At 63.8% G+C, this 14005-nt stretch carries 14 protein-coding genes; 7 read left to right on the plus strand and 7 right to left on the minus strand.

Annotated features, from left to right (window positions below):
* Positions 1–28: 28 nt before the first annotated feature.
* Positions 29–886 carry a nucleoside triphosphate pyrophosphohydrolase gene (gene mazG / locus ACR1XV_RS06655; protein WP_480529603.1) on the minus strand — a complete coding sequence of 286 codons (858 nt, stop codon included), beginning with the start codon at positions 884–886 and terminating at the stop codon, positions 29–31.
* A 67-nt stretch (positions 887–953) separates the two neighbouring features.
* On the opposite strand from mazG, the gene ACR1XV_RS06660 reads away from it, so the two are divergent.
* The 4 genes from ACR1XV_RS06660 to ACR1XV_RS06675 are packed head-to-tail and all read left to right on the plus strand — an operon-like array spanning position 954 to position 4561.
* A complete protein-coding gene (locus tag ACR1XV_RS06660) occupies positions 954–2117 on the plus strand; it encodes a M20 aminoacylase family protein (protein WP_480529604.1) in 1164 nt (387 codons plus the stop codon).
* 12 nt (positions 2118–2129) lie between these two features.
* Positions 2130–3095, plus strand: coding sequence for an agmatinase (speB, locus tag ACR1XV_RS06665; RefSeq protein WP_480515242.1), 966 nt, complete (start codon positions 2130–2132; stop codon positions 3093–3095).
* A gap of 59 nt (positions 3096–3154) precedes the next feature.
* A complete protein-coding gene (gene speB, locus ACR1XV_RS06670) occupies positions 3155–4102 on the plus strand; it encodes an agmatinase (protein ID WP_480529605.1) in 948 nt (315 codons plus the stop codon).
* 57 nt (positions 4103–4159) lie between these two features.
* Positions 4160–4561, plus strand: a complete 402-nt coding sequence (locus ACR1XV_RS06675) for a DUF1499 domain-containing protein (RefSeq protein WP_480529606.1) — start codon at positions 4160–4162, stop codon at positions 4559–4561.
* Here the strand turns inward: ACR1XV_RS06675 and ACR1XV_RS06680 are convergent.
* On the minus strand, positions 4487–4789 hold the full coding sequence (locus tag ACR1XV_RS06680; protein ID WP_480529607.1) for a hypothetical protein: 303 nt from the start codon (positions 4787–4789) through the stop codon (positions 4487–4489). The genes ACR1XV_RS06675 and ACR1XV_RS06680 overlap by 75 nt on opposite strands.
* Before the next feature lie 63 nt (positions 4790–4852).
* On the opposite strand from ACR1XV_RS06680, the gene prfA reads away from it, so the two are divergent.
* From prfA to ACR1XV_RS06695, 3 genes are all read left to right on the plus strand, one after another.
* Complete coding sequence (prfA, locus tag ACR1XV_RS06685; protein ID WP_480529840.1) at positions 4853–5908, plus strand: peptide chain release factor 1; 1056 nt, start codon at positions 4853–4855, stop codon at positions 5906–5908.
* On the plus strand, positions 5905–6750 hold the full coding sequence (gene prmC, locus ACR1XV_RS06690; protein WP_480529608.1) for a peptide chain release factor N(5)-glutamine methyltransferase: 846 nt from the start codon (positions 5905–5907) through the stop codon (positions 6748–6750). The genes prfA and prmC overlap by 4 nt, the downstream gene beginning before the upstream one ends.
* Before the next feature lie 241 nt (positions 6751–6991).
* Entirely contained in the window at positions 6992–7561 is a 570-nt protein-coding gene (locus tag ACR1XV_RS06695) for a DUF4167 domain-containing protein (protein WP_480529609.1), read from the plus strand.
* 59 nt (positions 7562–7620) lie between these two features.
* Here ACR1XV_RS06695 and rsmA read toward each other — a convergent pair whose 3' ends face one another.
* The 5 genes from rsmA to lptG all read right to left on the minus strand — a co-directional run bounded on the left by rsmA (position 7621) and on the right by lptG (position 14003).
* The gene (rsmA, locus tag ACR1XV_RS06700; protein WP_480529610.1) at positions 7621–8463 is read right to left on the minus strand and encodes a 16S rRNA (adenine(1518)-N(6)/adenine(1519)-N(6))-dimethyltransferase RsmA; all 843 of its coding nucleotides are present in this window, start codon (positions 8461–8463) and stop codon (positions 7621–7623) included.
* 65 nt (positions 8464–8528) lie between these two features.
* Positions 8529–9509 (minus strand): 4-hydroxythreonine-4-phosphate dehydrogenase PdxA, encoded by a 981-nt coding sequence (gene pdxA, locus ACR1XV_RS06705; RefSeq protein WP_480529611.1) that lies wholly within the window; start codon positions 9507–9509, stop codon positions 8529–8531.
* Entirely contained in the window at positions 9506–10753 is a 1248-nt protein-coding gene (locus ACR1XV_RS06710) for a peptidylprolyl isomerase (protein WP_480529612.1), read from the minus strand. Before ACR1XV_RS06710 ends, pdxA begins: the two co-directional genes overlap by 4 nt.
* Complete coding sequence (locus tag ACR1XV_RS06715; RefSeq protein WP_480529613.1) at positions 10744–12903, minus strand: LPS-assembly protein LptD; 2160 nt, start codon at positions 12901–12903, stop codon at positions 10744–10746. The genes ACR1XV_RS06710 and ACR1XV_RS06715 overlap by 10 nt, the downstream gene beginning before the upstream one ends.
* A complete protein-coding gene (gene lptG / locus ACR1XV_RS06720) occupies positions 12903–14003 on the minus strand; it encodes an LPS export ABC transporter permease LptG (protein ID WP_480529614.1) in 1101 nt (366 codons plus the stop codon). Before lptG ends, ACR1XV_RS06715 begins: the two co-directional genes overlap by 1 nt.
* Positions 14004–14005 lie beyond the last annotated feature (2 nt).

Raw genomic sequence — 14005 nt, forward strand, 5'->3', positions numbered from 1 at the left:
CAAGTGCTGCGCGACTTGTCTAGCGGATTTACGTGCCCGCCGGGGCGTCCACCGGCGGGAGTTTGCCATTGGCGCGGTGTTCTTCGGTTTTGACCTCGTCCCACAGCGCGTCCATCTCGGCCAGATCGCTTTGCGACGGAGTTTTGCCGCGTTCGGCGAGCCGTGCCTCGACCTGTTCAAAGCGGCGGGTGAACTTGGCGTTGGTGCGGCGCAGGGCGGCCTCGGGCTCGATCCCCAAATGGCGGCCAAGGTTGACCATGACGAAGAGGAGGTCTCCGAATTCATCCTCGAGCGCGTCGGGGTCCATGCTGTTGCGGGCCTCTTCCAGCTCGGCGGCTTCCTCGGTGATCTTGGCCAGCACATGGCTGGCGTCGGGCCAGTCGAACCCCACCCGGGCGGCGCGTTTCTGCAGCTTGTGGGCGCGCAGCAGGGCGGGCAGGTTGGCAGCCACGCCGTCCAGCGCACCTTTCTGTTCTTTGCCTGCGCGTTCGGCCGCTTTGATGGTTTCCCAATCGCGGGTTTGCTGGTCGGCGGACTTGTCGCGGGACTCGTCGCCGAACACATGCGGATGGCGGGCGACCATCTTGTCGGACATGGTGCGGACCACGTCCTGAAAAGTGAAATGCCCAGCTTCTTCAGCCATTTGCGCGTGGAAGACCGATTGGAACAGCAGGTCGCCGAGTTCGCCTTTCAACTCGTCATAGGCCTCGCGTTCGATGGCGTCTGCGACCTCATAGGCTTCTTCGATCGTGTAGGGGGCGATGGTGGCGAAATCCTGTTCGATGTCCCATGGGCAGCCGGTTTGCGGGTCACGCAGGCGGCGCATGATTTCCAGCAGGCGTTCAATGCCTGCGTCCGTATCGTGGATCAGAGGATTTTCGGCCATTGCGAACCCTTTCGTTCCGGTGTCAGATGCCATCCATCCCGCAGTCCCGATCAGGAGTCCACCCCAGATGCCCGTCGTCAACCGAATTGCCGATTACGCCGCCGATATGGCCGCTTGGCGCCAGCACCTGCATACGATCCCCGAGCTGGAGTTCGAATGCTATGAGACCGCCGCTTTTGTGGCCGAGCGGCTGCGCGAGTTCGGGGTGGATGAGCTGCACGAGGGGATCGCCAAGACCGGCATGGTCGCGATTATCAATGGGCAGGCGGACGGCCCAACCATCGGCCTGCGCGCGGATATGGACGCGCTGCCGATCACCGAGGAGACGGGGCTGGACTACGCTTCGACCAATCCCGGCAAGATGCACGCTTGTGGGCATGACGGGCATACCACGATGCTGCTGGGGGCCGCGCGCTATCTGGCTGAGACGCGGAATTTCGCGGGCCGCGTGGCGCTGATCTTTCAGCCTGCCGAGGAAGAGGGCGGTGGCGCGGGTGTGATGGTCGAAGAGGGGATCATGGAGCGGTTCGATATCTCTCAGGTCTATGGCATCCACAATGACCCCGGGAACCCCGAGGGCGCGTTTTACACAACGCCCGGGCCGATCATGGCGGCGGTGGATACGTTCGAGATTCATATTCAGGGGGTTGGCGGCCATGGGGCCATGCCGCATCAGACCAAGGACCCGGTGATGGCGGCCTGCGGCATTGCGCAGGCGATCCAGACGATTGTCAGCCGCAACCATTATGCGGTTGAGGATTTGGTGGTCTCGGTCACGCAGATCCACGCCGGGACGGTGAACAACGTGATCCCGGATACCGCTTTTCTGAACGGCACGGTGCGCACGTTTGACCCGTCGGTACAGAAGATGGTGATGGAGCGAATGGAGCAGATCGTGGCGGGGCAGGCGGCTTCCTACGGGGTTGAGGCGCGGCTGGACTATCAGGTGGGCTATCCGGCGACGATCAACGACGCCGAGAAGGCGGCGTTCGCGGCAGACGTCGCGCGCGAGGTGTCCGGCGCAGAGCGTGTGGTTGATGATATGGGCCGCGATATGGGGGCCGAAGATTTCTCGTACATGCTGCAGGCCCGCCCCGGGGCTTATCTGTTCATGGGGCAGGGCGAGGGCGCGGGGCTGCACCATCCAAAATACAACTTCAATGACGATGTCGCGCCGGTTGGCGCCTCCTTCTTTGCGCGGATCGTCGAAAAGGCGCAGCCCCTGGGCTGATAAGGAAAAGACATGGCACTGGAAGATTCGAAGAACTACGTCGACGAGGCGTTCACCAACCCCGAGTTGAAAGGTGTCTCGTATGAAAACACTTTTGGCGGCGCAACGTCGTTCCTGCGGCGCCTTTATACCAAGGACCTGACAGGTGCGGATATCGCGGTAACCGGTATTCCGTTTGATCAGGCGGTGACCAATCGCCCCGGCACCCGTCTTGGCCCCCGCGCGATCCGCGAGGCCAGTGCGCTGCAATCGCCCGATGAACCCTATGGCTGGCCGTTCAAGGCGCTGAATGAGCTGGCAGTGGTCGATTATGGCGATCTGGCCTATGACTACGCCAATATCCCGGCCTTTCCCGACACGTTGACCGATCACATCCGTACCATTCTGAAGGCCAATGTCGCCTCGGTCGCGCTGGGGGGGGATCACTATATCAGCTTCCCGATCCTCAAGGCTTATGCCGAGAAATACGGGCCGATGTCCTTGCTGCAATTCGATGCGCATACGGATACGTGGGCCGATGACGATATGTCCCGCGTGGATCATGGGACGATGTTCTACAAGGCGGTGAAATCGGGGATCGTGGACCCCAAACGCTCGGTTCAGGTGGGGATACGCACGACGAATGAGGACACGCTGGGCGTTAACATCATCGACGCACGTGAGGTCTACGAATCCGGCCCTGCCGCCGTGGCCCAGAAGATCAAGGGCATCCTCGGCGACAGCCCCGTCTATCTGAGTTTCGACATTGATGGTCTGGACCCGGCCTTTGCCCCCGGCACCGGCACACCGGTCTGGGGCGGGCTGAGCTCCATTCAGGCCCAGATCATCCTGCGTGACATCGCCGGGATCAATATCAAGGGCGGCGATGTGGTCGAGGTTTCTCCGCCCTACGACACCTCGGGCGCGACGGCGATCGCGGGGGCCCATGTGGCGACGCAGATCATTTGCCTGTTGGGGTGGAACAAGCTGAGGCCTTAACCTTTGGTTAGGCATAATTCCGGTATCTGCTGGATGAGGCACCAGATCGGAGACATCACATGACCCAATACAACCAACCCATTGGCGGCAATGATCTGGCACGGTTCTCGGGGCCGAACACGTTCATGCGGCTGCCGCAGGCGGCCTCGCTGGACGGGCTGGATGTGGCGGTGCTGGGCATTCCGATGGATATCGGCACCTCGTGGCGGTCGGGCACGCGGTTCGGGCCCAAGCAAATCCGCAGCGAAAGCGCGATGATCCGGCCCTATAACATGGCCAATGCGGCGGCGCCGTTCGACAATTTGCAGATCGCCGATATCGGGGATCTGGCGATCAACACGTTCTCGCTGGCCGACAGTCTGAGGATCATCAAGGACAGCTACGACGGCATTCTGGCGCAGGATGTGATCCCGGTGGCGATGGGCGGGGATCATTCGATCACCTTGCCGATCCTGCGGGCCATCGCGGCCAAGCACGGGCCGGTGGCTTTGGTGCATGTGGATGCCCATGCCGATGTCAATGACGAGATGTTTGGCGAGAAGGAAACCCACGGTACCGTCTTCCGCCGCGCTTACGAAGAGGGGCTGATCGTCCCCGACAAGACCTTCCAGATCGGCATTCGCGGCTCGGGCTACGCCGCCAGCGACTTTACCGAGGCGAAGGGCTGGGGCTTTCGCCAGTTCCCGGCGTGGGAGCTGTGGCAGCAGAACCTGACCATGATCGGTACGCAGATCCGCAAGGCGGTGGGCGAGCATCCGGTCTACATTACCTATGACATCGACAGCCTGGATCCGGCCTATGCACCCGGCACCGGCACGCCCGAGATCGCGGGTCTGACCACGCCGCAGGCGCTTCAGCTGATCCACGCTTTGGGAGGGATGAACGTGGTGGGCTGCGATCTGGTCGAGGTGTCTCCGCCCTACGATCCATCGGGCAACACGGCGCTGACAGCGGCGAACCTGCTGTTCGAGATGTTGTGCATTCTGCCCGGGGTGACGTCACGATAGGGATGCGGGGCACCGTCCGAACAGGGTAGGCAGGGGCCAAAGGGGCAGAACAGGCATATGAAAATGGTGTTGTGGCTGGTGATTGCCGTGGGCGTGGCGATGGGGGCTTATGTCCGTTTTGCTCCGTCCGACCCTGCGCGCTGGCATGTGGCGCCCGAAGGTGCGGATCGCGACCTGAAAGGTGGGGTTGTTCGCGTTTTCGAGACCGGTCCGGACGGGCTGGCGCGTCTGGATGCCATTGCCCGCGCAACGCCGCGTACGCATGCATTGGCCGGATCGGTCCAAGAGGGGATGGTGACCTATATCACCCGCACCAAGGTGTTCGGCTTTCCCGATTTCACCACCGCTCAACAGGATGGCGACACGTTGCGCATCTATGCGCGCCTAAGATTTGGCCGGAAGGATTTCGGCGTCAATCGGGACCGGGTCACCGGTTGGCTTGCTCTGCTGCAGCCCTGACGACAAACATCCCTCCTGAACCTCGCGCCACATGGGCACGTTCAGGGACATCTGGCACTGGGCCATGAACATGCGGCCGTCGACCTGCAGGCAGATCATCTCTCCCAACTCGATGCGTGACCCGGATGTGTCGGTGCAATAGCAGTCACGGACCTTGCCATCCGGGCCGACGTAGTCCGCCAGCGCCGGTGTCGAACAGAGGGTGAGGACCAGGATTAGACGTTTCATACCCCCGAACCTAGCACAAGGCCGGGCCTTGACCAAAGCCGCCGGATGATAGAAACCGCGCGGATGATCCCCGAAGAACGCCTTGAACAGATCACACAGCGATTCCAATACCTCGAAGCGGCCATGGCCGATGGGGCTTCGGGCGGGGATATTGCGGCTTTGGCCAAGGAATATTCTGACCTCAAACCCGTGGTCGATCAGATCATGGGCTGGCGTCAATTGGTAGCCGATCTCGCCGAGGCCGAGGCGATGCTGTCCGATCCGGATATGAAAGAGCTGGCCGAAGAGGAAATCCCCGACTTGCAGGCCCGCATCCCCGAGGCCGAACACGCCCTGCAACTGGCGCTGTTGCCCAAGGACGCGGCGGATGCGCGCCCGGCGATGCTGGAAATCCGGCCCGGGACAGGTGGCGATGAGGCCGCGCTGTTCGCCGGGGACCTGCTGCGCATGTATCAACGCTACGCCGAGGCGCGGGGCTGGCAGTTTGAGATCATTGAGGAGCAGGCATCCGATCTGGGCGGGGTCAAAGAGGTCGTGGCCCATATCAAGGGTGACAACGTTTTTGCACGGATGAAATACGAATCCGGCGTGCATCGGGTGCAGCGGGTGCCCGAGACGGAAAGCGGCGGGCGCATCCATACCTCGGCGGCGACGGTGGCGGTGCTGCCCGAGGCCGAAGATGTCGACATCCAAATCGACGCCAATGACATCCGCATTGATACGATGCGGAGCTCGGGAGCGGGCGGGCAGCATGTGAACACTACGGATTCGGCGGTGCGGATCACGCACCTGCCCAGCGGGATCGTGGTGACCAGTTCCGAGAAATCGCAGCACCGCAACCGCGAGATTGCGATGCAGGTGCTGAAGACCCGTCTGTACGATCTGGAACGGCAGCGGATCGACAGTGAACGGTCGGCGGACCGGGCTAGTCAGGTGGGCTCGGGCGATCGGTCGGAGCGGATCAGGACCTATAATTTCCCGCAAGGGCGCATGACTGATCACCGCATCAATCTGACGCTATATAAGCTGGATCAGGTGATGCAGGGCGATCTGGATGAGGTGATCGACGCACTGACCGCCGATGATCAGGCGCGGCTGCTGGCGGAGATGGCGCTATGATTGCAGCGCTCACAGCAGCGCAGGCGATGGTCGCCGCAACCGCACGTTTGCGGGCGGCGGGCGTGTCCGATCCGGCGCGGGATGCGCGGGTTTTGCTGGCCCACGCGGCGCGGATCGAGGCCAGCCGGGTGACGCTGATCGCGCCCGAGGAACTGCCAGTGGACATCGCGGAACGCTATGACCAGCTGATCTCGTTGCGCGCCATTCGGGTGCCGGTGTCGCATCTGCTGGGCGAGCGTGAATTCTATGGCCGCCGTTTCAAGGTCAGCCGCGACGTGCTGGACCCGCGCCCCGAGACCGAGGCGTTGATCGAGGCGGCGTTGAGCGAGCCGTTCGATCATGTGCTGGATCTTGGGGTGGGCTCGGGCTGTATCCTGATCACGCTGCTGGCAGAGCGCGCCAGCGCGTCGGGGGTGGGTGTGGACCTCAGCGAATCTGCCTGTCTGCAGGCCAGCGCCAACGCGGTGCAGCATGGGGTGCAGGCGCGGGCAGAGATTCGGCAGTCGGACTGGTTTGAGAACATTGAGGGCCGGTTTGACCTGATTGTTTCGAATCCCCCCTATATCTCGGCAGCCGAGATGCAGGACCTGTCCCCTGAGGTGCGCGAGCACGAGCCGCGCATGGCGCTGACCGATGAGGGCGACGGGCTGGGGGCCTATCGTCGGATCGCGGCGGCGGCCCCCGATTTTCTGATGCCGGGCGGGCGGTTGCTGGTCGAGATCGGGCCGACGCAGGGAAAATATGTCGCAGCCCTGTTCGACGCGGCGGGTCTGGCCGAGCCGTGCGTGATCCCCGATCTGGACGGGCGTGATCGGGTGGTCGGCGCCAGAATGCCGCAGTAGAGGGCGATCACTGAGGCCGAAAAACGCCGATTGATGTAAAAAAGCCGCGAAATATCGGACAAACCCCTTGTCTGGGCGGGCAGGACATGCTTACTCAGGTGTAGTCGGAGAGGTTGACGCTGTTTCAGCGCGCCCCTGACGCCAAGCCCAAAAAGTCGACATCGCGTTACGGCACAAGCCACTGAGCAGCGTAAGGTACGGGTTGATCGGCAGAGAAGTGATAAGGCTGACGTAAAGTAAGATGAGATCTTCCAAATCCCGTTCGCGGGCCAAGAATAACCGCAATCGTCCTTCTGGCGGCAATGTTGTAAACCGGGTCTTTGACAGCTCGGGGCCGGAAGGCAAGGTGCGTGGCACGCCGCAGCAGATCATTGACAAATACAACCAACTGGCGCGCGATGCGCAGCTGGCCAATGACCGCGTGGCGGCCGAGAACTTTCAGCAACATGCCGAGCATTATCTGCGGTTGCTCAGCGAGGCCCAGCGCGAGATGGAGGCCCGCCGCGAGGAACAGGAGCGGCAGAACCGCGAACGTCAGGCCGAGCGCGACCGCGAACGTGCCGAGCGTCAGGAACGCGAAGCTGCCCGTCAGGCCGACCCGGCCGAGGCACCGCAGCCTGATGTGATGGATTTTGGCGCGCCAGAGGCTGCCCCGGAAAGCGGCCTGGTCGAGACGCCGGAAAGCAAAGGGGCAGAGGCCCCCGAGAAGAAGGACAAGCCCGCGCGTAAACCGCGGGCGCGCAAGCCCAAGGCTGCGCCTGCCGAGAGCGCGCCATCAGATGAGGGTGACGCGCCGGAAGCGGCCGAGTAAGACGGCCCCCGGAAAAAGACAAAGCCCCGTGGTTTGGCCTCGGGGCTTTTTTCATGGCTTCAGTTTTTTTTGATTTCGCGGGCCAGTGCGCAGAACGCCTCGAGCGGGACTTGCTCGGCGCGTTCGGTGGGCTGGATGCCGGCGGCGATCAGGCGGTCCTCGATATCGGGGGCGGTGCCTTTCAGCGCGGCGCGCAGCATTTTGCGGCGCTGGTTGAAGGCCGCCGCGACGACGCGCGACAGGGTGGCGGCGTCTGCCGGGTAGCGCGGTTGAGGCAAGGCGGTCAGGTGGACCACCGCGCTTGAGACCTTGGGCGGCGGCGTGAAGGCCCCGGGGGGCAGCGACATGGCGATGCGCGCCTCGGCCCGCCATTGGGCGAGGATGGCGAGGCGGCCATAGGCCTTGCTGCCGGGCTGGGCCACGATACGCTCGGCCACTTCGCGTTGGAACATCAGCGTCAGGCTTTGCCAGAAGGGCGGCCAGTCGGGCGGGGTGAGCCAGCGGACCAGAAGCTCGGTCCCGACATTATAGGGCAGGTTGGCGGCGACGCGGATAGGTGGGGTCAGGTGCGCCAGCGGGTCGATTTCCAGCGCGTCGCCGTTGATCACCTCAAGCTGGCCGGGATAGGCGGCGGCGATCTGGTTCAGGGCGGCGATGCAGCGGGTGTCTTTTTCCACCGCGACCACCTTGCGCGCGCCCTCGGACAGCAGCCCCCGGGTCAGACCACCGGGGCCGGGGCCGATTTCCAGCACGTCGCATTGGCTGAGGTCTCCCGCCTGCCGCGCGATCTTGGCCGTGAGGTTGAGATCCAGTAGAAAGTTCTGGCCCAGCGATTTGCGGGCCGAGAGCTGGTGGGTGGCGATGACCTCGCGCAGGGGGGGGAGGGAGTCGATGGCGCTCATGGCTTTATCGTGGTGCGGTTTGGTGGGGTGGTGCCAGAGATTTTTTGCCTCCGGCGGGGATATTTTTAGCCAGGTGAAGCATTGGGGCTGCGCGCCATGGTTTGGGCGAGGCGCAGGGCTTCGATCAGGCTGGTGGGGGTGGCGATGTTCTGGCCGGCGATGTCGAGCGCGGTACCGTGATCGGGCGAGGTGCGGATAAAGGGCAGGCCGAGGGTGACGTTCACGCCTTTGTCGAAATCCAGTGTCTTGATCGGGATCAGGGCCTGATCGTGATACATGGCGATGGCGGCGTCATAGTGGGCGCGGGCGGCGGCGTGGAACAGCGTGTCGGCCGGGTGCGGGCCGGTGAGGGTTGTGTTTTCTATCGTCAGGTCCTGCAGAAGGGGGGCGATCCAGTCGAGCTCCTCGGTGCCCATTTTACCGCCTTCGCCGGCGTGCGGATTCAGGCCGGCGATGGCGATCCGTGGTTGGGCGATGCCGAATTGGGTGCGCAGGCTGTGGGCGGTGATTGCGATCGTGTCGCGCAGCAGGTCGGGGGTGAGCGCTGAGGGGACCTGTGACAGCGGGATGTGGATGGTGGCGGGGACGACGCGCAGCTGTGCGCTGGCCAGCATCATCACCACGCGTTTGCGCCCTGCAAGGGCGGCGAGGAATTCTGTGTGGCCGGGAAAGGCAAAGCCCGCCCCGTCGATCAGCGCCTTTTTGTGGATCGGCGCGGTGCAGAGCGCCGAGGCGGCACCCGATTGCACCAGCGCGACGCCCCGTTCGATGGAATCGATGACCGAGGGCGCGTTGGCCGGGTCGGGATGGCCCGCGCGGTTGGGGGCCGGGAAATCCAGTTGCAGCACGGGCAGCGCGGTGCGGCTGGCGGCTGGGGCTTCTGCGGGCTCAGAGATTTGCGCAACCGGCGTACCCGCAGGCAGATGCGCGGCGTCGCCGATATAGAAGAAAGGGCAGCTGTCGCGCAGCGCGTCCCAGGCTTTGGCGGCGATCTCGGGGCCGATCCCTGAGGGTTCGCCACAGCTGAGCGCGATGGGCGCGGTCATTGTTCGACGATGATGGCTTCGGCCCGGAGTTGTTCCAGAAGGCTGTCGGCAAAGGCCTGCAGCCGCTGCTGGGTCAGCGCGTTGGCTACATCGGCGCGTGATGTTTCCTCGCCCAGATCGCGGGTGCGGCTGCACAGCATCAGGAACATCAGCGTCTGACCGTTGTTGCGGGTCAGCGTGGTCGAGACCTCGTTCGGGTCCAGCTTGCCAAGCTCCAGCGCCACGTCGCGCGGGATTTCAGCGGGCTTGGCGGTGACGCGGTCAAGCACCTCGGCGGGTTGGCCCTTGGCGAGGCCGTAAAGGTCGTCGCAGGTGTCGATCTCTTCCCTCAGCCGCGCCGCGCGGGACAGGGTTTCGGCGCTGCGACCGCCGGGCAGGTAATAGATCGCATAGTCGATCTCGGAATAGTTGGGTGTGCCGCTGGGGGCCTCGCGGATGCCGCGCATCTGGAACAGGGCGACGGCGTTGGGCAGGGTCAGGGGATCGGTGATCTCGTCGGTCTTGAGGCTGAGAATCACGGGCTGCAGTGCTGGGGGCAGGTTTGTGATCGGCAGCCATTCCAGACGCCCGCCATTTTCGCGCGTGGCGGCGGCGGAATATTGCGTGGCGGCGGCGGAAAAGCTGGCCTGATCGGGAAGCCGGGCGATTTCCTCGGCCAGTGCGTCGGCCTGTGCAAGGGTTTGCGGTGTGACGGGGATGATCACCTCGGACAGCAGGACCTGCAGGCCGCCGCCATTGCCCTGACCCAGAGCGCGGTTGATCTCATCCTCGGAGGGGCGGGCCTGTGACAGGTAGCGGGCGGCGACATAGTCGCGCCATGACAGCTGATCGGCGATGAAATCGCGCACGGTTTCCTGCGAGATGCCCGACTCGCCCAGCAGCCTAAGGAACTCCTCGCTGCTGAGATTGCCGCGCGAGGCGAATTCTTCGATGCCGTTCTGGACGTCCTCGGGGGCGGCCTGAATTCCGGCTTCGCGCATCGCCTGTCCGCGCAGGCGGTCGTCGATCAGGGCCTGCCGGACTTCGGATTCGGAACTGCCGGGGACGCCCAGCAGTTCAAGGAATTGCTGGCGTTGCTGAAGTTCAAACCACGTGACGATGTCCTGATTGACGCGGATGGCGGGTGAAAACAGGCTTTGCGCCTGCACCGGGGCATCCGCGATCAGCGCAGCGACAAGAACCGGCAGCACCGGGTTGCGCCAGCCAGCGCGGAGGAGTTTTGTGAAACCTGAGATCAGCTGCATCTTTTCCTGAACTTCTTACCATCGCTTTCGACGGAATACCCCGTGAGGGCTACGGTAAACCCGAATTCTGTCGAAGGCTCAATACTTGATGACGAGGTAAAGCGTCTGTTGACGGTCATATTCACCTGCACGCACTCGTTACTATAGGTCATCCCGAACCCCAGGCGCAGCGGCTCAGATTCGCTGAGGTCATAGCGGGCGTTGGCCCGGGTTAGCCAGTTCTGGTCGATCCGATAGCGTCCCGCAACCCGGATTTCAGAGATTTCATCGGTGTTGAGTTCAGCGGGGTCGGGTTCAAGCCAGACATAGCCACCGCTGATCGAGTTGTCGCCGCGGCTCCAGGCGGCGCGCAGTTCGGCCTTGGTAAAGCTGAAATCGTCATTGAGCAGCCCGCGTGCGGCAAGGGTCAGGCCGCGGCCATTGTTCAGCTGCCCGGCCAGCAGCAGATCGGATTGAGTGCCCTGCAGGCCCGAGGTCAGGGTGAAATCGGGGTCGGCATCGGCGCGGAACACCTGACCCACGGTGGCCAGCGCGTGCCAGCCATCGGCGTTGTAGCGGGCCCAGTTCAGGCCCACGACTGCCGTTGCCCCGTCCTCACGACGATCTTCGGCAGGAAACCGCGAAAGGGCCAGAAGGTTGCCCTGATCGAATTCCTGAAAGGTGCTTTCGTCATTCGGCACGTCCGTGTCCGACACATGGGTCCAGCCGACCTGAGCGATGGGCTCCAGAAACTGGGTCGCGCCGCTTTGTTCGCGCCGCAGCAGCGGATAGCGCAGGGTGAAGGCCGCGCGCGGGGTGGCGCGGGTGACGTCGCTGGGAAAGCTGCTGTCGTTGCGGATGTGGAAGGTATCAACCGCAGCGCCCAGCCGCGCATCGGCGCGCAGGCCGGTGGCAAAGGTCCAGCTGCGCAGCCATTCGGCATCGAACGTGGCGCGGGCCACGTCGCGGCCGATGATATCCTCGTCGCTGGTGCGGGTGTGGGTGTGGCCAATCAGGGCCAGCGCGACCTCGCCCCCCAGCGCCTTGGGGAAATAGCGCTTGCGGTAGTTGATGTCGAAGATGCGCGAGGGGATCTCGTCCTGTTCTTCGCTGTCCCGCAGGGTTTCATAGTGGATGAAGCTGGTCTTGAACGCGGTGTCGCGCTTGATCCGTTCCAGCGCGATTTCGCTGCGCAGGCGGTCGAAATCTGGCAGGCCGTAATCGGCCAGATAGGCGTCGTCCGAGGTGGTTCGGATGTCGAAGCTCAGCCGGTAATCGTTGCGCAGGCCGAACGCGCCGTCGGCGAACAGATAGCCGCGGTCCTGATTGGGCTGCAGGTCATCGCGCGTGAAGGCCCCGCGCAGGCGGATGCGCCCGGTCTTGAACGCCTGCCGATAGCGCAGGCCAAGGGTGCGGGTGTTGGGCGACACATAAGGCGTGACCGTCAGGTCCTTGTGGTCGCCCAGCTTGAAGAAATACGGCACCTGCACCCCGGTTCCCAGCTGCGAGGTGGTGCGGATCGAGGGCACCAGAAACCCGGTGGCGCGGTCCAGCGTCGGGTCGGGCAGGCGCAGGGCCGGGAAATAGAACACCGGTACGTCCAGCACGCGGAACTGGGCCCCTTCAAAATACAGCTGCCGCTCGACCTGATCATGGGTCACCTTGCGGGCGCGGATCTGCCACAGCGGCGGTTTGCCGTTGGCGCAGACATGGCACGAGGTCGCCGCGACCTTGCTGAACTGCGTATAACGCCCCGCCGCGCGCGTTGCCTGAACCGAGGCGATCTGCACCTGCTGGTCAAACACCATCCGCGCGCCGGTCAGTAGGCCGTTCTGAATGCCGCTGTCCAGCTGCGCCGACTCGGCCAGCAAGGTGGACTGGCCGCCCTGATCGATGCGGATCGGGCCGGTCAGCGTCAGCTCTCCGGTGTCGCGGTCATAGGTGATGCTTTGGGCGGTCAGTTTGACGTCGCCCTGATAGGCCTCGACATTGCCTTCGGCGACCAGCTTGCGGTCGGGGGTGATAAAGATCTGGTCGGCCACCAGCAGGGCGGGCTGGTCCTGTTCGGCGGTACCGTTTTGAGCAGCGGGGTCCTCGATCTGCGCGCGGACGGGGGCGGGCAGCGACAGGATCAGGGCGCTGGACAGCAGCAGGGGCAGTAGGGCGCGCATCAGCCGTCCTCCGCATGAAGCAGCAGGCCAAGGGACAGCAAGATCCCCGCGAACGGAGGGGCCCAGGCGGCGACAAGGATGGGCAATTGGCCGTTTTCGCCCAGAATCTGCGCGAAGTTGCGGATGAAATAGATGCCAAAGCCCAGCAGCACGGCGGTCAGAACCGCAATCCCAGTGCCGCCAAAGCGCACATGACGCATGGTAAAGGCCGCGCCGATCAGCACCATCGAGACCAGAAATAGCGGCCGCGCCAGTTGGACCTGCAGCCAGACCTCGTATTGCTTGGTCGAGAACCCAGCCTCGCGCAGGTCCTGGATCAGCTTGGGCAGATCGTAGACCGAGACCGAATCCTGCTGCCCCAGCGTATCCAGAATGCGGTCGCGGGTCAGCGTGGTCGGCAGGTTCAGGACCTCGTGGCTGACGGCGTTGGTTTCGGGGTTCAGATCATCGGCAAGCGTCCAGACCTTTGCGTCGTGCAGCGCCCAGTGGCCGTTTTCCAGATCGGCGCGTCGGGCGGCGATCTGTTCGGTGGGTTTGCCGTCGGGGGCGAAGGTGGTGATGGTCACGTCGCGCAGCGAGAACCGGTCGCTATTGACGGTGCCAAGCGCATGGATCACCGACTGCCCGCTGGCCGAGCCCTGCCGCAGCCACAGCCCGTCGCGGCTGATCGACAGGGCAGAACTGCCGTTGTTGCGGTAGCCGTCCGACAGGCGTTGATATTCCTCGGACGTGGCGGCGGAGATCGGATTCAGCAGGGCGACCGCCAGCGCGCCTATGGTCAGTGCCAGCAGCACCGGGGCCAGCAAGGCACGGATGCCCGAGCGCCCGATGGCGCGGGTCACCACCAGTTCCGAGCTGCGCGCCAGACCGACGAACAGCGCAATGGTGGCAAGGATCATCAGCAGGGGCAGCATCTCGCTGATGGCGGCGGGGGTGTTCAGAAGGGTCAGCCGCAGCAACTGCCCGAAGGACAGGCCAACCCCGTCAAAGCGGCGCACCTGCTCGATCAGGTCGATCAGGATCATCAGGGTCAGAAAGATTCCGCCGATCACCAGAAAGCTCTGCAGAAAGCGGCGGGCAAAGTAACGGTCAAGGATCATGC

This window comes from Ruegeria sp. AD2(2025) (genome assembly GCF_056542385.1).